At 45.5% G+C, this 19,051-nt stretch carries 16 protein-coding genes; 9 read left to right on the top strand and 7 right to left on the bottom strand.

Going from position 1 to position 19,051, the window contains the following annotated elements:
- Positions 1-361 precede the first annotated feature (361 nt).
- The 4 genes from MMG82_RS07150 (at position 362) to MMG82_RS07135 (ending at position 3,295) form a co-directional block, all read left to right on the top strand.
- Positions 362-730 (top strand): DUF3649 domain-containing protein, encoded by a 369-nt coding sequence (locus MMG82_RS07150; RefSeq protein ID WP_047534827.1) that lies wholly within the window; start codon positions 362-364, stop codon positions 728-730.
- A gap of 1 nt (position 731) precedes the next feature.
- Positions 732-2,411 (top strand): PepSY-associated TM helix domain-containing protein, encoded by a 1,680-nt coding sequence (locus MMG82_RS07145; RefSeq protein WP_241406671.1) that lies wholly within the window; start codon positions 732-734, stop codon positions 2,409-2,411.
- Positions 2,408-2,758 (top strand): DUF3325 domain-containing protein, encoded by a 351-nt coding sequence (locus MMG82_RS07140; protein ID WP_037428781.1) that lies wholly within the window; start codon positions 2,408-2,410, stop codon positions 2,756-2,758. Before MMG82_RS07145 ends, MMG82_RS07140 begins: the two co-directional genes overlap by 4 nt.
- A gap of 99 nt (positions 2,759-2,857) precedes the next feature.
- Positions 2,858-3,295: an OsmC family protein gene (locus tag MMG82_RS07135; RefSeq protein ID WP_037428778.1), complete on the top strand. Its 438-nt coding sequence runs from the start codon at positions 2,858-2,860 to the stop codon at positions 3,293-3,295.
- A 186-nt stretch (positions 3,296-3,481) separates the two neighbouring features.
- On the opposite strand, the gene MMG82_RS07130 is transcribed toward MMG82_RS07135, so the two are convergent.
- From MMG82_RS07130 to thrA, 5 genes are all read right to left on the bottom strand, one after another.
- On the bottom strand, positions 3,482-6,766 hold the full coding sequence (locus tag MMG82_RS07130) for a S41 family peptidase (RefSeq protein ID WP_047534821.1): 3,285 nt from the start codon (positions 6,764-6,766) through the stop codon (positions 3,482-3,484).
- A gap of 195 nt (positions 6,767-6,961) precedes the next feature.
- A complete protein-coding gene (locus MMG82_RS07125) occupies positions 6,962-7,846 on the bottom strand; it encodes a transporter substrate-binding domain-containing protein (RefSeq protein ID WP_047534818.1) in 885 nt (294 codons plus the stop codon).
- 575 nt (positions 7,847-8,421) lie between these two features.
- Positions 8,422-9,705, bottom strand: coding sequence for a threonine synthase (gene thrC, locus MMG82_RS07120; RefSeq protein ID WP_047534817.1), 1,284 nt, complete (start codon positions 9,703-9,705; stop codon positions 8,422-8,424).
- 66 nt (positions 9,706-9,771) lie between these two features.
- The gene (gene thrB / locus MMG82_RS07115) at positions 9,772-10,710 is read right to left on the bottom strand and encodes a homoserine kinase (RefSeq protein WP_047534814.1); all 939 of its coding nucleotides are present in this window, start codon (positions 10,708-10,710) and stop codon (positions 9,772-9,774) included.
- Positions 10,707-13,175: a bifunctional aspartate kinase/homoserine dehydrogenase I gene (gene thrA, locus MMG82_RS07110; RefSeq protein WP_047534811.1), complete on the bottom strand. Its 2,469-nt coding sequence runs from the start codon at positions 13,173-13,175 to the stop codon at positions 10,707-10,709. The genes thrB and thrA overlap by 4 nt, the downstream gene beginning before the upstream one ends.
- 643 nt (positions 13,176-13,818) lie before the next feature.
- Between thrA and slyD the strand changes: the two genes are divergently transcribed.
- Both slyD and MMG82_RS07100 read left to right on the top strand, forming a co-directional pair.
- Positions 13,819-14,481, top strand: a complete 663-nt coding sequence (slyD, locus tag MMG82_RS07105) for a peptidylprolyl isomerase (RefSeq protein WP_047534808.1) — start codon at positions 13,819-13,821, stop codon at positions 14,479-14,481.
- Between the two features lie 193 nt (positions 14,482-14,674).
- Entirely contained in the window at positions 14,675-15,052 is a 378-nt protein-coding gene (locus MMG82_RS07100; protein WP_037420926.1) for a hypothetical protein, read from the top strand.
- Positions 15,053-15,083: 31 nt separating this feature from the next.
- Here MMG82_RS07100 and trpR read toward each other — a convergent pair whose 3' ends face one another.
- A complete protein-coding gene (trpR, locus tag MMG82_RS07095) occupies positions 15,084-15,359 on the bottom strand; it encodes a trp operon repressor (RefSeq protein ID WP_011073277.1) in 276 nt (91 codons plus the stop codon).
- A gap of 189 nt (positions 15,360-15,548) precedes the next feature.
- On the opposite strand from trpR, the gene MMG82_RS07090 reads away from it, so the two are divergent.
- Positions 15,549-15,998 carry a cytochrome c gene (locus tag MMG82_RS07090; protein WP_037420929.1) on the top strand — a complete coding sequence of 150 codons (450 nt, stop codon included), beginning with the start codon at positions 15,549-15,551 and terminating at the stop codon, positions 15,996-15,998.
- Between the two features lie 61 nt (positions 15,999-16,059).
- Here the strand turns inward: MMG82_RS07090 and MMG82_RS07085 are convergent, their stop codons facing one another.
- Entirely contained in the window at positions 16,060-16,749 is a 690-nt protein-coding gene (locus MMG82_RS07085) for a cytochrome b/b6 domain-containing protein (protein WP_047534806.1), read from the bottom strand.
- 297 nt (positions 16,750-17,046) lie between these two features.
- Between MMG82_RS07085 and raiA the strand changes: the two genes are divergently transcribed.
- Positions 17,047-17,403 carry a ribosome-associated translation inhibitor RaiA gene (gene raiA / locus MMG82_RS07080; protein ID WP_037420938.1) on the top strand — a complete coding sequence of 119 codons (357 nt, stop codon included), beginning with the start codon at positions 17,047-17,049 and terminating at the stop codon, positions 17,401-17,403.
- A gap of 1,168 nt (positions 17,404-18,571) precedes the next feature.
- Positions 18,572-19,036 (top strand): DNA polymerase III subunit chi, encoded by a 465-nt coding sequence (locus tag MMG82_RS07075; protein ID WP_037420941.1) that lies wholly within the window; start codon positions 18,572-18,574, stop codon positions 19,034-19,036.
- Positions 19,037-19,051: the final 15 nt, after the last annotated feature.

The raw sequence follows: 19,051 nt of genomic DNA, 5'->3' as shown, positions 1-19,051 counted from the left end.
AAGTGAAAGTTGCAGGGGATTTTGCCAAAATGACAGAACACCTACTTTGATTAAGTTCACACTGAAAGCAGAAAATTTAACCAAATGCTAAACAAGTAAGATCAATCTCATCAATAAAACCAAACATTTGTGACATATTGCACAGGGTTACGCATAACGCGAGCTAGCACTCAAAATGCGTTAAGGATATTTTGTGCACCGCCTCAATAAATGCAAATGATATTGTTTATCATTTAAATCAACTGCGTTATAATCATCAAAACAATAGCCTGATAGCTCATTAGAATGCCCGCTGTATTCAGCTATGGCTGAATTGGCATTTGGATTAACCGTTTAATATTGACTGAAATAAGTAGCACTTATGTCACATATCCCAACATCAAATTCCTCCCTCTCAGCGATAGCTGTACGTCCTGTATCGGGTTATTTTCAAGCCGCCATTCGGTGGCTAAAACAAGAGCAAACTCAATTTGGTTTGCAGGTATTTGTTCGCGCGAGTGCTGCGTTATTGGCTGGCTATATTGCAGCGGCAACGCTGGCCTGTTTACTGACTCAAATACTGCCAATGTCTCGATTTGAGAGCACATTAACGGCCAATATGCTGGCATTCTTGTTTTATGCTATCGCCATTATTTATGCCTTTTGCGTACGTAAAACCTGGCATGCGTGGCGGGATCTGATGTTATTTAGCCTCCTGTGTTTTACTCTGCTTAAGGTGTGTGGACAGTAAGATGAAAGAAACCTTTTTTAGAACCTTATCTTGGCTACACACTTGGGCGGGTTTACTCGTTTGCTGGGTATTATTGCTGATCTTTTTTGCAGGCAGCCTGAGTTATTTCCGCCATGAAATCAGCCTATGGGCTGAGCCAGAACTTCACCGCGGTACATTTCAAGACTATCAAGCAAATCAATTGATAAGCCAGCTTGATAAGGGCCAACACTATATCGAGAGTCATTCGCCAGCGGAAACACAACGCTGGTTAATAAACTTTCCGACCCAGCGTAGCCCTATGCTTAGCTTTGCTTGGCAACTGCCGCCTGAAAAAGGGCAACGTCGTGGCAAAATCGAGCAACATACGGCACTTGCTGATGGGAGTGGCGTCATCACTGACGTCCGCGATAGTCGTGGGGGTGACTTCTTCTATCGTTTACATTTCGACCTGCACTATATGCCCGCCATTACAGCGCGCTACATTGTGGGCGTCTGCACCATGTTTATGCTGATTGCCCTTATCAGCGGTATCGTTATCCATAAGCGTATCTTTAAGGATTTATTTAGTTTTCGTCAAAACAAGGGCGCACGCTCTTGGCTCGATGCCCATAATGTCAGTTCTGTTATTGCGCTGCCTTATCATCTAATGATCACCTATACCGGCCTTATTACCTTGATGCTGATCTATATCCCATGGACGGTAAGCACAGCTTATCCTGAGGATAATCAAGCCTTTTTAAAAGAACTCAATCCGGCAAGACAAACGGAGAAGGCCTCAGGCATTTATGCCGAGCAAGTACGTTTAAGCCAACTGTTACCCCAAGTTAAGGCTGAATGGGGCAATGCGCCAATCAAGCAGGTGATTGTTTCCTATCCTCAAGATAAAAATAGCCAAGTGACCTTCTATCAAAATACTGGCAAAGATGTCACCGATGAATCAACACTCCTCGTGTTTAACGGCGTGACAGGTGAACTCAAATACGCCAGTCCACACGAAGTATCAGGAACGGTGGCAACCTACGACACTATGATGTCACTGCACACCGCGCGTTTTGCTGCGCCGTTGCTGCGTATTTTGTTCTTCTTTTGCGGCTTACTCGGCTGCGCCATGGTAGCGACTGGCACCTTAATGTGGGCAATTCGTTTGCGCCAGAAACAGCAAAAGGCAATCGATAAAGGCGAGAAACCGAGCAGTGGCCTGCGCTTAGTTGAGGGATTAAACTTCATGTTTATCTTAGGCTTGCCCTTGGGTGCAGCTGCGTTTTTCTATGCCAATCGCATATTACCCGCCGATTTTGCAACGCGTTCTGCTTGGGAAGTACATAGCTTCTTTATTGCTTTAGGTGCTATGGGCGTGTGGGCATTTTTCGGGCGCAACAGACGCGATTGGCAAATAGCTCTGGTGCTGATTGGCACACTCTATTGTGCGCTGCCCATACTCAATGCACTCACATCGCCAAGCCACTTTATTGATAATATCCAGTCTCAACAGTGGGCTTTGGTTGGTTTTGATGTGTTAGCGGTTTTAATCGGTGTAGTAATGCTATTTGCCAGCACCAAACTCTCAGTGGTGGCAAAAACACTGCAAAAACCGAATCGAAAAAATACTATTTCAGATAAAAAACCTATGCGAAAACCCGTTGAGACCACTTATGCAACCGAACTTACCTCATCGCCCTTGGAGGAAGCAAAGTCATGATGCCAGAATTTATCCCTATGCTCGGCATTCTCGGGCTTAGTTATCTCTCCCTTGCGCTGTTTGCGTTAGCTAAGTTTGGCCACTTTAAAGATGTGTTTAAACGCCCACCGTCACAATGGCAGAGCCGCCTGTTAACCCTGTTTGCTTGGCTGTTATTAATCATTAGCTTAAGCACCTGCGCCCACGGACAAGGCTGGACCTATGGCAGTATTCTGTTTATGGGGATCATCTCACTAGCCGCCATGTTAGTGATTTTGACCCTAAGCTATAGCCCACGCCACCTTCCCATAGGGATAGTTACTGGCAGTGTATTGACTGGCAGCTTACTGTTAAGTGGTGGGATCTAAACCGTTTCACAGATGGCGCACTAAACTGTGCGCCCCATGCTGGAGAAGTCTTTTTAGCTAAGCTATAGTGCCCTGATGTCCTGCAATAAGGAGAAAAACATGGGCTTTAACTTAACAGTGAATTGGCAAACCTCGCCAGCAGAAGAAGGCGAATTTTGCCGTGATCACAGTATTACCTTTGGCAGCGGTCAAACGATTCAGGCATCCTCAGCCCCTGAATACAAGGGCAATGCACATTTTGTCAATCCAGAGGAAAGCCTACTCGCGGCGCTGTCTTCCTGCCATATGCTGACCTTCCTCGCCATTGCGCACCTCAAACGCCTCCCCGTCGTGTCCTATGTCGATGAAGCATCTGCGGAACTAGGAAAAAATGAAGCTGGTAAACTTGCCGTCACTAAAATGATCTTAAATCCTAAGGTCGTTTTTGCTGAAGGTGTGGAAGTCACTCAGGAAACACTTGAGAAAATTCACGAAAAAGCCCATGTAAACTGCTTTATCGCTAATAGCTTAGCAACGGATATTCAAATAAAGTTTTGATGGTTATAGGCAAGTTCATGCAGATAGACCTGCCGCAAAAATAACGATAAACCGTTAACCAGCACCAAATCTATAGGCAAAAAAATGGGCGTGGTCTTGGGAACTACAAGACCACGCCCTAACATTGAACAGACTCAGCTTAGCTGAATTAGCTTAAATTTCGGTTAAAAATTTACGTTAAGCCAACTACTTAGCCTTTATATCTTCCGCCATACCTTTCGCTGGCATAGGTTGCGCCTTCAATGCGGGAATAGGCTGCTTAATCAATTCATCCTTAAGATAGCTAATGGCGGTTTCGAGCTGTGCATCGTGGCCGTTAAAGGTCGCAAAGGGTAAGTTATCCACCTCGATATCCGGTGTTACACCATGACCTTCGAGTACCCAGCGACCATCCATCGCATATTGCGGATATTCGGCGACCCGCGCCATCCCTTTATCTGTGAGTGAGTTACGACCCGATAACCACACGCCAGCGCCCGCCGTTTGCTTACCGATGAGCGGAGCAATCCCCAGCGCCTTGATCCCCGCCGAGAAGGTTTCACCATCTGAGTAAGTCAGCTCGTCGGTTAACACCACTAAATGCCCACGGAAAGTTTGCTGCATATTGGTATTAGGCGTGCCATGGGTTGGCTGCCAAAATGCCCAAGCGCGGCGTAACAGTTTTTCGATAATCCAACTATCAATATTGCCACCACGGTTACGGCGAACGTCGATAATCAGACCGTCTTTGTCATAATTGGTGTAAAACTCACGGGCGAAGCTCTCAATATCGCCGCCGCCCATGGCATATAAGTGCAGATAACCCATCTTGCCCTGGCTCGCCTTGGTCACGACCTCCGCATTATGGTTGACCCAATCTAAATAACGTAATTGGCCATCGACCAGAGTGCTCACAGGCATCACTACGGTTTTATGGCTTTGGCTACCACGTTTAAGCTCCAGTAACACTTGCTTATCCTGTTGATTACGCAATAAGCGGGTCACATCAGCCACATTCCCCACCGGCGTGCCATTGATGGCGAGTAGCACATCGCCTTCTTTCGCATCGACTTCGATACGGCTCAAAGGTGATGCTTGGCTCGGCAGTTCAGGATCATTTCGATAAATGTGGGCAATTTTCACCCCATCGCTAGTTTGCTGTAATCGAGCGCCTAAACTCGCGCCCTTCGCCGCGTCAGGGTCCTTCGGCAAATCACCACCACGCACCTGCGAGTGCAACGAATCTAACTCGCCCATCATCTGCATAAAGATATCGTTTAGCTCATTACGATCCGTTAAACGTGCGAGTAATGGTTGGTACTTAGCCTTGGTTGCCTGCCAATCGAGACCGCGCATTTTTTTATCGAAGAAGGAATCTCTATGCATTAACCACGCATCTTCAAACATTTGTTGCCATTCTAAGCTTGGCGAAATCGCTAATTGCCATTGGTCAGTCTGTACCTTGGCATTGTCGGTATCGCCGAGTTTCTCGCCCACATCAACAATCATCAGCGACTTTTCATCACTTTGTTTACGCAGCAACAACTTTTGACCATCAGCAGAGACACTGTAGTTAGCCACATCTTCAGCAAACACTTCGACTTTAGGGCGCTGTTCAGTGAACTTAACTGTCATGAGATTAGGTTGGCTTTCGTCACCAATCGCTTGGTCGAGTACATACAAACGACCATCAATGGCGGATAGCTGGCTGTAATTACCCGAATCAACAGGTACTTGCCATAAACGCTCGCTAATTCCCGCCCAATCAATTTTTACAGGCGTTGGTTTATCTTTTGAGTCAGCGTTTTCTGCCGCCTTTGCCACTAATTCCGTTGGTTTACTGAAGGGGAACTTGGCATTCTTTACTAAGGCAATCGCAAAAATCTGGCTGCGTTTATCAAACACTGGCCCCATATTGCGGTCGCCCCACGGTGAGCTTGGTGTTGCAGTAAACTGGCGATTGGAGAGGAAATATAACCACTGGCCATCACTACTAAAAGTCGGTGAATAGGATTCATACTTGTCACTGGTGAGTGCTTGGGCCTTATTCTCATCCACCGAATAGAGTACGATTTGTGGTCTTTGCTTGCCGATTTCAGCTTTGGTTAGCGCAATAAAACGACTGTCAGCCGACCAGCGAATATCAGCGTATGGACCGAGTCCCTCACCGTTGCTGATGATTTTTTGGTTTGTATTTTTCTTTAAATCCAATAGCCACACATTACCGTCGTTATCGTCATGGGCAAGATAACGACCATCGCTTGACTGACTCAGCGACATTCTAAAAGTATGACCATCTTTAGTAAGCTGTTTAGCACCACTGCTACCATCGGCAGGAAATTGCCAAATTTCCTGTTGGCCGCTCATATCGCTGATGGCGTAAACCGACTTGCCGTCCTGACTCAGAATGGCATTGCGTACACGATAAGTGCCAGGAAGCGCGACTTGCACTAACCGCGAGCCATCAGTCCCAGCAATCGCCACATGACTGCGGGCGGTAATCACCACTTTATCGCCAGCAAGGGCAAGATTAGCGGAGGTAGCATAATCCATCGGATCTTTTACCCAATGTTCGCGACGTTGGGCAAAATCGGAGGTTAATTCAATATCTAATAATGAGTCTTTAGCGGAGGCGATATCAAAAACATGAATATCTGCGCCCTGCTGGAACACCACTTTACCTTGATCCATGCGGGCAGCGCGCATTTGCCAATCTTTATACTGAGTCAACTGTTTAGCATCACTGCCATCAAGCGCCATTGACCAGAGATTGTCGTTACCATCGCTATCGCTAATAAAATAGAGTCTGTCTTGCCATAGCATAGGTTGGCGGACCGAGCCTTGGTGCTGCTTGCTAAGTAATTGTGCCTCGTCTTTACCACCCAGTTTAAAGCGCCATAATTCGCCCTTAGCGCCGCCGCGATATACCTTTGCATTATCGCCCGTCACCTGCAGGCCGAAACGGGTAAAATAGACATACTGATTATTGGCATCGATCACCCCTTCCACCGCATCGGCTAAGGGCAGATCGGTTGTGGTTAAGCTCTCGGGATTGACAAGACGCAGCATCCAATTATTCGCGGGGCCAAAGCCAGTGTCGGTGGAATAAAGCACCTCTCCTTTACTGGTCCACCCTTGCACTCGCACTCGGCTATTTTCAAAACTCACTCGTTTTGCAACACCGCCCGTCACAGGAATAACATAGACCTCACTCGCACCTTCGTAATTGGCCACATAGGCCACCCATTTACCATCGGCAGACATTGCCGCGCCCAGTTCTTCAGCTGGCAAGGTAGTCAAGCGCATCGCCGCCTTTTGGCCTAGGGTTTGCGTCCACAGGTCCCCTTCAGCGGTAAACACTAAGGTCTGGTCATGCAACGCTGGCGCGCGGTAATAACCTTGATTGCTAGTCGATTGTGCTGCAAATACCTGCGCTGCAGACAAAGTGCCAAGGGCGAGCATGCAGCAGGCAACGGAGTGACGAAGTTTCATGTGTAATCTCTATCCTATTGTTATTGTTACCAATGGACTTTCAAGTGGGCAAAATTCACCAATAATGACCCAAAGTCTAACCCAGTAACCCAACAAGCTAGCAGAAATTGATAGAGAGAGCAGTAACTTAAAATAAGAGATGTTTTAGCAAATGTGTCATAGACTTACCATTTTGCATACTCATTAGAATAGCGCTTATCTTGCTATATCAAACGTTAATAACCCAGCATACAAGCGATAAAATGGACCATGTTGATTGCTGATTTTCGATTGCTGTGCCAGCGAAATTTGCTGCCACTTATAGACAATTCGCGCAATTTCACCATTGATTGTTAACGCCTTAATGGCACGATTAAATTGCGCTAACTGTAGGGGAGACATACTCTGCTTACTAAGCATTAAGTGTATCGGATTATGGTCCAATATCGGTTTAAGTGCTGATAACCTGATCCCTTGGTGTTGACTTGCAATATAGGGCATCGCTATAGCATCCCCAATCATCAGATCCGCTCTGTCATAAGTGAGCATTTGCACTGATTTGTCGACATCAGGACTCAGTATCAATAAGTTTTCCAGTGCTAAACGTTCTCGTGTGTTCTCATAATCCGCACCATACCAACCACTGATTGGCACTAAGAGCCGCAACTTTTGAGTAAAAATATCCTGCCATCGTTCTAACTTAACATTGTCTTTGTTTTCATCTAATACGAATAAGCGCACTTCTTCATCACGGTAGGGATCTGAAAAAAATGAATATTCTTCACGCTCGACGGTTTTTGTAGCACCCATCATTATATCTAGTGAGCCACTTTTCAGCATTTGATGTGAACGCTTCGCAGGGACATTGATAAAGTTAATCTCACATCCCAAAAACTCAGCAAACGCACGCAGTAATTCAACATCCAGTCCTTGAGCATCCCCCTGCATATCTTGCCAGGCATAGGGAGGCCAATCGTTATAACCGACTTTAATGGGATTCGAACAAGCGGAAGCATTCGCTTCGGATGGAACACTCCAAGCGGGGAAAATAAAAATATATAACAGCAAGATATGGCTAAACTGAAAAATGCACTTTGGCATTATCGTTGCCCCGTCGCGAGTTATTCTTCGATGATTTTACGGCTTAATACTCAGTTTTTACGGCTTAATGCTATGTAAGCTACTACGGCTTATTTATGACTCGATCTAAGCTTAGTCGGCATCCCAACTTGATGCCATCAAGTTGCTCAGTACAGTCCATTGGTCGAACTAGCGTGAACAATAATAAAAACATCTATACAAAAGGAGTCAAACGACTCCCTTTGTATTTCATCTAGTTAGTGTTTATCGTCGTTTAAAAGATTAGGGCGAGTTGACGTTTCAGGGTTATTTTTGCAGCAATTTGGCTGATGTTTATGCAAGGCAAAGTCAGTGCTGTGTAGCATTCTACATAAACGGACGATAACGCAGCAGAAACTTCAGCCAAGTGCTCCCCAAAGGGTTCGTCTGGCAAGCACTTGCTCTTTGTCACTTGTCACTTGTCACTTGTCACTTGTCACTTGTCATTTGTCATTTGTCATTTGTCATTTGAGTAGAATAACTACACTTCATTCCTCGCTTCGCGAGCATGAGCTTGCCAGAACGAACAAAATTTAATCACGAAACGTCAACACACCCTAGTTTAATACCGCAAATAAATGGTTTTTTAGCTGGGCAAAATCAGCTGCTAATTCAGCCGATAATATTGTTTTGTGCTCTACCACTTTTAATTCAGGCGGAAGGGGTAAGTTAAGGGCAAGCTCCCTGTCGACCACATCCTTAAACTTAGCGGGATGGGCCGTACCTAAAAATATCCCTACTTCATCAGGCACTAAGTTAATGGTTAACGCTTTAGCCGCAATCGCTGCATGCGGCTCAGATACATAACCTTTAGCATAAAGATCTGCTAACGCCTCCGAGGTTTGCACCTCTGACAGGCGAATCCCCACTAAGTCTGCCAATGGCCAACCGAGTTTCTCGCAAATAGCTTCAACGCGCGGCCAGTTGCTTGGCTCACTCACATCCATCGCATTGGACATAGTGGCTTGAGTGGGATTAGGCTGCCAATCGCCACTCTCTAAATAGCGTGGCACTGTGTCATTCGCATTAGTAGCAGCAATAAAACGTTTAACGGGTAACCCCATGGCTTTAGCAAACAAACCCGCGGTGAGATTACCAAAATTACCACTGGGCACGGCAATCACAGGAGCGGCCTCATGACGCTGTTTTGACTGAGCAACCGCTTCGAAGTAATAACAAATCTGTGCCAGTAAGCGACTGATGTTGATAGAGTTAGCTGAGTTTAAATGCAAACCATCACGCACATCGCTATCTTCAAATGCCTGTTTGACTAAGTGCTGGCAGGCATCGAAATCTGACTCAACCGCGACTGTGTGGATGTTCTTGCCTAAAGTAGTGAACATTTTTTCCTGTAGCTCACTGATTTTGCCCTTAGGATAAAGCACCACAACATTGACTTTATCTAGACCATAAAAAGCATCGGCCACTGCCGCCCCAGTGTCACCCGAGGTCGCGGTTAGAATGGTTAAGCGCGAGTCATGGGCAAAGGCATTGATGCATTGCGCCATAAAGCGCGCACCAAAATCCTTGAATGCTAAAGTTGGCCCATGGAAAAGCTCAAGGCACGAGCGCTGGTCATCGACCGCCACCAAGGGCAAATCGAAATTAAAGGCACGCTCGACCAGTTTATCTACCGCGTCTTGTCCAAGCTCTGAGGCAAGCCAAGCGCCGAGCACTTTTTTACTGCGCTCGACAAAAGGCATCGCCAGCAGCGCCTCGATGTCGTGCAACACTGGGATTTGAGTAGGAAAAAACAGCCCTCTGTCTTTACCAAGTCCTAATTGCACCGCTTCCTTAAAGCTCACTTTCTGCGAAGGGTGTTTTAAATTATATAGTTCCATGCTCACTCGACCTTATCAGTGCCAAGCTTTTAAGGCTTGGGCTTAATGCTTTTAAAAGTAAGAAAATTAATCGACTCGACGCGTACCTTGCTCATCGAGACGGCACACATGGGCAAAGCCCCCCGCTTCGGTCAGATAATGAGCCTCCAACCACGCCTTGGCGGCGTTAGCGGTCGCAAGAACGTCTGTCACCGAAAACAGCGTTGGCCCGCTGCCCGAGATGCCAGTAGTTAACATGCCTAATTCGGCGAGCGCCGCCCTAGCATTGTCATAACCCGGTATCGCCGCCGCGCGGTAAGGTTCGGCCAGCACATCCTTCAAGACTTGAATCGCAAGCTTGGCGTTTTGCTGATAAGAGGCGTGTACAAAGGCACTCAAATAACGCCCAAAATCGATGGCCACGGACTTATCGTATTGTTCTGGCATGAGTTTACGCATCATGGCCGTTGAGAGTGAAATTCCAGGATACGCCACCACCCAATACCATTGTTTAAAACTGGGAATCGGCTCACAGATAGCGCCGGGCACATTGAGCATCAGCTGCATGCCGCCCAGATAACAGGGCGCGACGTTGTCGTAATGCACGCTACCGCTGATCTTGCCCTCAAACTCGCCCATGAGTTCGAGTAGCGCTTGCTTATCGTATGGACGCTCAAAATGCTCGTTAAGCGCGTAAAGCGCTGCAACCACAGAACTGGCGCTCGAACCTAAGCCACTGCCGACGGGCAAGTTTTTTTCTAGGGTTAATGCCACGCCTTGGTTTTCTTTCCCAAGGGCTTTTAAGAAAAACACCGCGCATTGATGGACGATATTCTCCTCGGGATTGCTGGGTAACTTATGCGCCCACGCTCCCACTTGAGTGAGGCTCACCCCAGCATCCGCTGCCGCAATCGTGACTCTATCGCCCAGTAAACTGCCATCGATGGGCGCAAGTGCTGCGCCCAATAAATCAAAACCCACACCCACATTACCCATAGAGGCGGGAGCGTAAACGGTCAAACTCATACACTCACCTCACGAGTCCAATTTAAGGTTCTTAATACATCGGCAAAGGCACCTGCCGCAGTCACTTCTGTGCCCGCACCATATCCACGCAACACAAAGGGAATCGGCTGATAATAACGGCTGTAGAATGCCAAGGCATTTTCACCGCCTTTTACGCTATAGAGCGGATCGGTTGCATCGACTTCGGTGATACGCACATAGCACGCGCCTTCTTCAATCTGCCCGACATAACGCAGCACTTTACCCTGCGCTTTCGCCTCCGCCACTCGCGCCGCAATCGCAGCATCGGCCTCGGGTAAACGCGCCATAAAACTTTCCACATCGCCTGAATCATCAAAACCTGCGGGCAAGACTGAGTCGACAACGATATCACTTAGCTCAAGTTTCAAACCCACTTCACGGGCCAAAATCAGCACTTTACGCGCCACATCCATACCACTTAAATCATCACGGGGATCGGGCTCGGTAAAGCATTTTTCCCGCGCCAGTTTAGTCGCCTCAGAAAGTGACATACCCTCATCGAGTTTACCGAAGATAAAGGATAAGGAGCCTGACAAAATGCCATTAAACTTGTGCAATTTATCACCGGCGAATAACAGTTTTTTCAAGTTATCGATAACGGGTAATCCTGCGCCCACGTTGGTCTCATACAGAAACTGCCGACGTTGCTTTAATGCTGTTTGACGCAAAGCTTGGTAATAGGCATAATCGCGAGTGTTAGCCTTTTTATTCGGCGTCACCACGTGCATGCCCGCGTTCATCACCTCTAAATACTGGTTCGATACTTGATCGCTTGAAGTACAATCCACCAGCACAGGGTTTAATAACTGTTGCTCTTTCACCCACGCCAATAGCGCAGGTATATCGCTTGGCTGCTGGCTATCGGCAAGCAGGTTTTGCCAATTGTTTAAATCAATACCCGCACTATCGAGTAACATTTTGCTTGAATTGACAATACCGCAGACACGGATGCTAATGTGCTGCTCTTTTAGCACGCTCGCCTGTTGTTTGATCTGCTCCAGTAAGCCTGCGCCAACGTTACCGCAACCCACTAAAAACACATCTAAATACTGCTGCACATCGAAAAAGCCTTGATGACAGGCGGCTACAGCATGTTTGGTCTTACGTTGTTCGATCACCGTTGAAATAGAGCGCTCGGAGGAGCCTTGGGCAATCGCGATGATATTCACACTCGCCTGCGCTAAGGCTTGGAAGAACCGCGCCGCCACACCCTTATGGGTACGCATACCATCACCGATCAAGGAGACGATTGCTAAGTCATGGCGCATTGCAATCGGTTCTAGCAAGTCACTTTTAATTTCTAACTCAAACTCTTGCTCTAGCGCCGATTTCACCTTGGCGGACTCACTGGTCGCCACACAAAAGCTGATGCTGTATTCGCAAGAACTCTGGGTGATGAGTGACACAGAAACACCGCTACGGGAAATCGCCGCCAGTGTGCGGCTCGCCATACCGACCATGCCCTTCATACCAGGGCCTGATACATCAAACATGGTTTGATTATCCAAATTAGAAATGGCCTTCACCTGCAAGCCGCTCTGATCGGCCTGATTCGATACCAGAGTGCCGGGCGCATCGGGATTAAAGCTGTTTTTGATATAACAGGGGATGTGGAACTGGGCGATAGGTGCAATGGTTTTAGGATGCAGCACCTTAGCCCCAAAGTAAGACAGCTCCATCGCCTCTTGATAACTGAGCTGTGACAACAACTTAGCATCGGTAACAACCCGAGGATCGGTATTGTATACGCCGTCAACGTCGGTCCAAATCTCGCAGCTTGAAGCATCTAAACAAGCGGCCAGCACGGCAGCAGAGTAATCAGAACCGTTACGGCCTAAGGTCACAACCTTGCCGTCTTCATCGGCGGCGGTAAAGCCGGGCATCACCCAAACCCGCTTCTCATCGAGGGCAAGATTTTTGAATCGCGGTTTGCTGACGGCAATATCGACCACGGATTCTAGCGGACGACCACGGCCTAAAAATAGTTCACGTGGGTCTAGCTGCGCCGAAGTAATGCCTTTTGCCAGCATGACTTGCTCCATCAACGCAGCAGACAAACGCTCACCCGCAACCACGATCTCGGCGCGCACCCCGTCTGGGCATTCCTGCAACAGCGTAATACCGCGTAATCTGTCCTGCCAACGTGCAAGCTGCGCGCTTAGTCCGGCGAACAGCACTTCGCTCTGGCTACTAGAGAGTCCAGAACTAACCGCATCCTGATAGAGCGAGGTAAACACCCGCTCAACGTGTTGAATGACTGGTGAATAATCTTCCCCTTTCACCGCCACATCGACCATTTCTAGCAGAGCGTTTGTCACTGTTGCAGGCGCAGAGAGCACTGTCGCGACCGGCTCAGCTTTCGCTGCCTTGGCAACAATATCCGCCGCCATTGAAAATCGCTGCCAATTTGCAAGCGAGGTACCACCAAATTTCATCACTTTCATCTTGATCTCCTGTACCGCGCCCGACTAAGAAACATAAGCTAAAAACAAAAAAGCCCGCTTCTTTGTGGGAAGCGGGCTCGTCGTTAAAATTCTTTAGGGTGTATCAGCCCGCCCCCACTCTGGTTGTAGTGGTGGTTGTAATAATGGTAATTACTACGAAACCAAGGCTATGCATACGTTTAGACTTATCTATGTCAATGTGATGTTAAACAGAATTGCCTTTTTCACCTAACCTTGTCAACCCCCAAACTGGATTATTTATGCACAAATCTTTCACTTGAGTAAATTAGTGATTCAAGATTAATAAATATCAAGTTTTCATAGGCTAAAAATACGTTTTCATCAATATAAAACTGTTTACGTAAACGTAATGCCAGACAATTACAATCAATTTAACCTATTAAAAAATAAATAATTTATAATGATATTTTTTCATCATTCGAAAATTAAAGCATTTCAGTCTGTTTCCGCACATAACAAAGGGCAACTCATAAAAAACCACAATTCATCTTTTGTATCGTCCTTAATCTCAGTAAATCGAACTCACAAAAAGCTGTGCGATATCTAACATAAGCAACTTCAAATTATCGCCAGCACCCTAAAAGCGCGTTATTATGCGCGCACATTCCGAACCGGAGGCGATATGAAGATCACCCAACACAGCGCGGTAACCATTCATTACCGTTTATCAGATCAAGAAGGCAGACTTTTAGAAGACTCTTTTGATGCCGAACCAATGTTGTATCTGCATGGTACAGAAAACCTAATCCCAGGATTAGAAGCCGCATTAGAAGGTAAAATTAAGGGCGAAAAACTGGACGTGACGATCAGTGCCGAAGAGGCCTATGGTCCGTACCATGATGGCCTTCGCCAGGCAGTACCATTAGAAGCATTCGGTGATATCGAAGACATCGTGCCAGGTATGCGCTTTATTGCAGAAACCGAAATGGGCCAGCGTCCAGTTCAAGTCATCGAAGTTAAAGATGATGTTGTGATTGTTGATGGCAACCATCCATTAGCAGGCCAAGCACTCAGCTTTAACATTGAAGTCATCGATGTACGTGAAGCGACAGCTGAAGAAATTGCCCATGGACATATTCATGCACACGGCGGATGTGGCAGTCATGGACACAGCCATGAACATGACCATGGCGGCGGATGCTGTGGTGGCTCAGGTCATGATGTTGGTGGCTGCTGCGGGGGTTCTGATGACCATGGGCATCACCACCATGACCATGATCACGAAGCTTGTGACACACCTAAAGCGGGATGTGATGGCAACGGTGGCTGCGGCTGCCGCGGCTAATGTAGGTTCACAAGCCTAATAGCCCTCCCAGAGGAGCTGATAAAAAAGCACTTCCTTAAATAAGGAGGTGCTTTTTTTATCGCCAAATGATTATAATCAGCAGGTAAATAGGGAAGTTTAAAATCAAACAGCATTTTCAGCTAAAAAAAACAATATTTTCAAATCGATATAAACATCACGCAACGGAGTGCATATGTTAGCAAAACCAGTATATGAAGTTTTACCCTTTGGCTATATGGTACTAGGCTGTTTAAGCTTTATGCTGCTAGAACCTGATTATGCGCTGATTGCTGCTCTTGTTGTGTTTGTTTTGGGCGCCAGAATTTACAATTTACGTTCTCAAAATCGCCGAACCGATCCTGTAAAACGCCGAAAATCTGGATATCTACCTAAGACAATTTACGATTTATTGCCTTTTATTTATCTCTTTTCTGCCTTAGCTATTTTTAAATTTTTCCCTAAAAATCTTTATCCTTTGTTGGCCATTATGTTACTCAGTTATAGTTTTTATATTCTCGTTAGACGCTCCATCCACCGCCGACATAAAATACCGACAACTCCCCAGTTTTAATCAAATATCTAGTCCAATGGAGCCCAAATAATTAACTGATAAGCTGTTGGATTTTATCCCTATGGCTGGGTGCCATATTCTTTAAATAGTTAGAACAACGGGTAATAGTCGCAATACTCACCTGATACTCGGCAGCAATTTGTCTCTGGCTCATTTCTCCATTTAGCAATAGCTGGAAGACTTTTAGCCGACCGGCAATAGCGCTGCGCTCTTCCTCGGTCAGCAATAAATGAAACAATACCGACAGCTCTTCATAATTCCCATGGCTCAAAATTTTTTCTAATACTAAGTCCCAATTGGCTCGCATAATCGCCCCATAAGTATTGTTTAAGCATTACAACGGCAGTTTAGCAGATTTACTCTGCCGGCAAATAACTTGTTACGTTTATCCCTCTTATCTAGACAAAAACTGACAAATTTGCTTCTAGTACATTGAGTTAATTTGTGTACAATAGCAGAGCAATGTCACACTTCGACGCTAATTTGTGAGAATACGATGAAAAAATTACTCCTAACTCTCGTTGCCGGTACCTTATTGGCTTCAACTGCTCAAGCACACAATTTTGAAGATGCAAAAGATGCGATTCAATATCGCCAATCTGGATTCAGCTTAATTGCTTATAACTTTGGTGATATGGGCGCCATGATGAAAGGTAAAAAGCCTTTCGATGCTGAAACCTTTGCGATGCGCGCAAAAAATGTCGCTGCGCTTTCACACATCCCTTTCGAAGGCTTTATTGAAGGTTCAGATAAAGGCGATACCGAAGCCCTAGCCAAAGTATGGCAAGACAAGGCTGACTTTGACGCTAAGATGAAAACCTTCCAAGAAAATGCTGCAATTTTAGCGACTGTTGCTCAAAAAGGTGACCAAGCTGAAATCAAGCAAGCCTTTATGGATACTGGCAAGAGCTGTAAAGGCTGCCATGACGTTTACAAAAAAGATTAATGTTCTCGTAATCTCTTGTAAAAAGCCTGCAATATGCAGGCTTTTTACTCCTAAGCATCCGCTAAAGCACTTGCACTACAGGCCACATCAAATAAGTAAATACAACCCCTGCGATAATTAACAGCAGAATTAATGCCAGCCACAGTGATTTAAAAACCAACGGAGACTCTAACTTTGCGTATTCAAGCTTAGATACACGCTTGTAACCGCTAACCATTGCACCTATTAACTTGTCACCTTTAAGCGCGTGCACAATAACTGCCAACACATGCACGGCAGTTAAGGCTAAGATCAGGTTAAAATTCATCTTATGTAACCAAGTGAGAAACGAACCCGTATCAGCACTCACATAGCTGTATAGCGGACCTTCGGTAAAAACATCATCCGTAGCAAACAGTCCAGTAATTAGCTGTAAGCTAATAATGGCAATCAACACAATCACCATATAACCGCCCATCGGATTATGTCCTAATACCACAGACACGCCCTTTGATCGAACTTCGTTTAAATACTCAAACACAACCCTAGGGTGGTGCACGAAGTGGCTAAATCTGGCTGTATCACTGCCAATTAAGCCCCACAAAAGACGAAAGCCAATCAAAATCAACAGACTATAAGCAAAGATCTGGTGCCATTGCATTTCGCCCACTTCGGCGCTCCACCACAATAAGGCCATTAGGGCCACCATGCCCCAGTGAAAAAAGCGTATGGGTAAATCCCAGACCTTAACTTTGATATGTTCGGTTTCCATAATACCTGCCACTCGACGAAACAATGAAATAAGTGAAGGTATTTTATCGGAATCTAATGAAAAACTTAAAGTAAAGATAGGTAAATGATAGGAAAGACTGCAGAGTTATCCCATCAAATATGGCCTGTTCTGATAGCCAATACAAGCCTTTTTGGCTAAGAATCACCGAGATTTGTCTAAGCGATCAAATATCCAACGAACAGTATCTAACCGGACAAAAAATGTGATTTAGATCTCGTTTTTAAAGGTGTAGATTGGTAATCTGAAACTGAAGAAAATAAATAGAAGGTTCGACATATGCTAAAGATTACGAGCAAGCAATTAGAAGTAACTGCCCCAATCCGTGAACGCATTGAAAGCCGTTTGGAGAAACTTTCTAGACATGATGTGCAGTTGATTAATCCCCATGTCATTATTACCGAGGAGAAACCTGGTTTCAAAATTGAAGCGTCGGTTGGCATCCCAAATGGAGAACTTTTTGCTCAAGCTAAACACGATAATCTTTATGCAGCTATCACTGCTATGGGCCAAAAATTAGAGAAGCAACTCAATCGATTAACCCACAAACCTGAAGCACAACGTTTTACATCCATTGCTCATCCCGAAGAGGCTATTAATGTCGAGGATGATTACGAGGAGGAAGATGCAGCTTAAGTTACTCGATGTAGTGCGAGACCACATCACTTCGAGAGCATAAAAGTAGATAAGGTTTAATAGGTCACATTTTTTAGCAAAAGTTTGATAGGCCATCCTAATGGCCAGTAAAAAGAGTGTGAACCTTTAAATAACTACTACACTTTACTAAGTGACAGCAGAATCGAAGTGATGTGAATTTCAGCTTAATAGCATTTAATACCACCACAAGAAGGAGTACGCCGCCATACAAAACTCACACTCAAAAACAGTGACACAGGTAGTCACATAAAGCATTAAAACAGCCACATAAATTCGGTAACGCCAAGCTGTAATGTTTATGCGTTTCCCATCTGATTATCAAATGAGATGCGAGGTTACTAAAAGTACAAACCGATGACCAACAACTAACGACAAACGCACTAATGGGTGTTAACACACGAGTCGATCATTAAGGAGTAACCTACTACATCATATTGCCAGTTTAAGTCTTACACACTCTTCAAGCCCAAATGTAACAACCAAGAGGAGGACGTTAGCAATAGAGCCACATAGGTACCATGAAAAGCCACTTTAGGTGAATTAGCTTCTTAACAGTCAAACAATATGAGGAGGTTAATAGCGTTATCGGTAATATGAGCAAGTGGGCATATTACAAATAGTGAGTAAAAAGAATTTAGATAACACGGAACAAGGCGAGCTGCTTAACAGCAAAATACCCAGTACCTTTTTGAGTACTAATATCGGCCAGATTTCTTTATCTATGTTCTAAAGTGTAATCGTAAGTGAAAATGTAAGCTAAAGTTGTAAGTTGAAAAGTGAGTTAACATGCTGAATAAACAAATCTAATGCAATATCTGTTTGTTTATTCACAAAGCGTCAATGAATCCTTTAATAACAATGCTCAATAACCTAGGAGGAATAGTTTGTTTGACCAGTCTTTCAACCAGCGCACCTTCGGGTGCGCTTTGCTTTTATACTCCATAGTCGTTCAACCATTTACTTAAGCACTTAGTATCAAGCTTGTTCTTAAGCTAATGCACATTTCGCACAGTAACTGTTTAAGTGAAACACCAGTCCCCCGTAGCTTAATCTACCGCTAAAAACCCCAGAGCTAAGCGTTAACCCAGCTCGAGTTTTAGTGTAGACTTACCCGTTCATCCATAACTCAAAGCAAGGCATTGAAATCATGACTCAAGCGCTGTTTTATCTACTGCCGCCGATGGGCGTGAACACGGCCTTTAGTGACATGTATCAATTGGCTTGCCGCTTGGCCCAACAGGGATTTATAAACCAGCAGCAGGTCTATATTCACTGTCAGGACAAGAACATCGCCTTCGAAATCGACGAGTTACTATGGCAGTTTGAACCCAGTGCATTTGTCCCCCATAACCTCAAAGGTGAAGGCCCAACCACGGGTTCCCCCGTTGAAATCGGTTTTGATCGACTTGGACCTAACAAAAGTCGTCAACTTCTGATTAATCTTGCAGACCAAGTACCGCCATTTGCGGTAAACTTTGGTCAAATCTTCGATTTTGTAGCTAATGACGACCAACATAAGGCGATAGCACGTGAACGCTACCGCCAATATCGTGGCTTAGGGATTGAATTAACAACCCAAAATTTAGCAACACATCCACTTAATTTAGCTTGAGACAGATACGTTCCC

It is taken from the genome of Shewanella sp. MM_2022_3 (assembly GCF_022557375.1).
GTDB classification, from domain to species: Bacteria; Pseudomonadota; Gammaproteobacteria; order Enterobacterales; family Shewanellaceae; genus Shewanella; species Shewanella xiamenensis.
This window is presented reverse-complemented; position numbering and strand designations above follow the sequence as displayed.

Bases quoted from the DNA above. Each gene is read 5' to 3' on its own strand.
- MMG82_RS07140 (WP_037428781.1), top strand. From the start codon at position 2,408: ATGATGCCAGAATTTATCCCTATGCTCGGCATTCTCGGGCTTAGTTAT.
- MMG82_RS07125 (WP_047534818.1), bottom strand. From the start codon at position 7,846: ATGCCAAAGTGCATTTTTCAGTTTAGCCATATCTTGCTGTTATATATT.
- thrA (WP_047534811.1), bottom strand. From the start codon at position 13,175: ATGAAAGTGATGAAATTTGGTGGTACCTCGCTTGCAAATTGGCAGCGA.
- MMG82_RS07100 (WP_037420926.1), top strand. From the start codon at position 14,675: ATGTTAGCAAAACCAGTATATGAAGTTTTACCCTTTGGCTATATGGTA.
- MMG82_RS07075 (WP_037420941.1), top strand. From the start codon at position 18,572: ATGACTCAAGCGCTGTTTTATCTACTGCCGCCGATGGGCGTGAACACG.
- thrC (WP_047534817.1), bottom strand. From the start codon at position 9,705: ATGGAACTATATAATTTAAAACACCCTTCGCAGAAAGTGAGCTTTAAG.
- MMG82_RS07135 (WP_037428778.1), top strand. From the start codon at position 2,858: ATGGGCTTTAACTTAACAGTGAATTGGCAAACCTCGCCAGCAGAAGAA.
- MMG82_RS07090 (WP_037420929.1), top strand. From the start codon at position 15,549: ATGAAAAAATTACTCCTAACTCTCGTTGCCGGTACCTTATTGGCTTCA.
- MMG82_RS07085 (WP_047534806.1), bottom strand. From the start codon at position 16,749: ATGGAAACCGAACATATCAAAGTTAAGGTCTGGGATTTACCCATACGC.
- slyD (WP_047534808.1), top strand. From the start codon at position 13,819: ATGAAGATCACCCAACACAGCGCGGTAACCATTCATTACCGTTTATCA.
- trpR (WP_011073277.1), bottom strand. From the start codon at position 15,359: ATGCGAGCCAATTGGGACTTAGTATTAGAAAAAATTTTGAGCCATGGG.
- MMG82_RS07145 (WP_241406671.1), top strand. From the start codon at position 732: ATGAAAGAAACCTTTTTTAGAACCTTATCTTGGCTACACACTTGGGCG.
- raiA (WP_037420938.1), top strand. From the start codon at position 17,047: ATGCTAAAGATTACGAGCAAGCAATTAGAAGTAACTGCCCCAATCCGT.
- MMG82_RS07150 (WP_047534827.1), top strand. From the start codon at position 362: ATGTCACATATCCCAACATCAAATTCCTCCCTCTCAGCGATAGCTGTA.
- MMG82_RS07130 (WP_047534821.1), bottom strand. From the start codon at position 6,766: ATGAAACTTCGTCACTCCGTTGCCTGCTGCATGCTCGCCCTTGGCACT.
- thrB (WP_047534814.1), bottom strand. From the start codon at position 10,710: ATGAGTTTGACCGTTTACGCTCCCGCCTCTATGGGTAATGTGGGTGTG.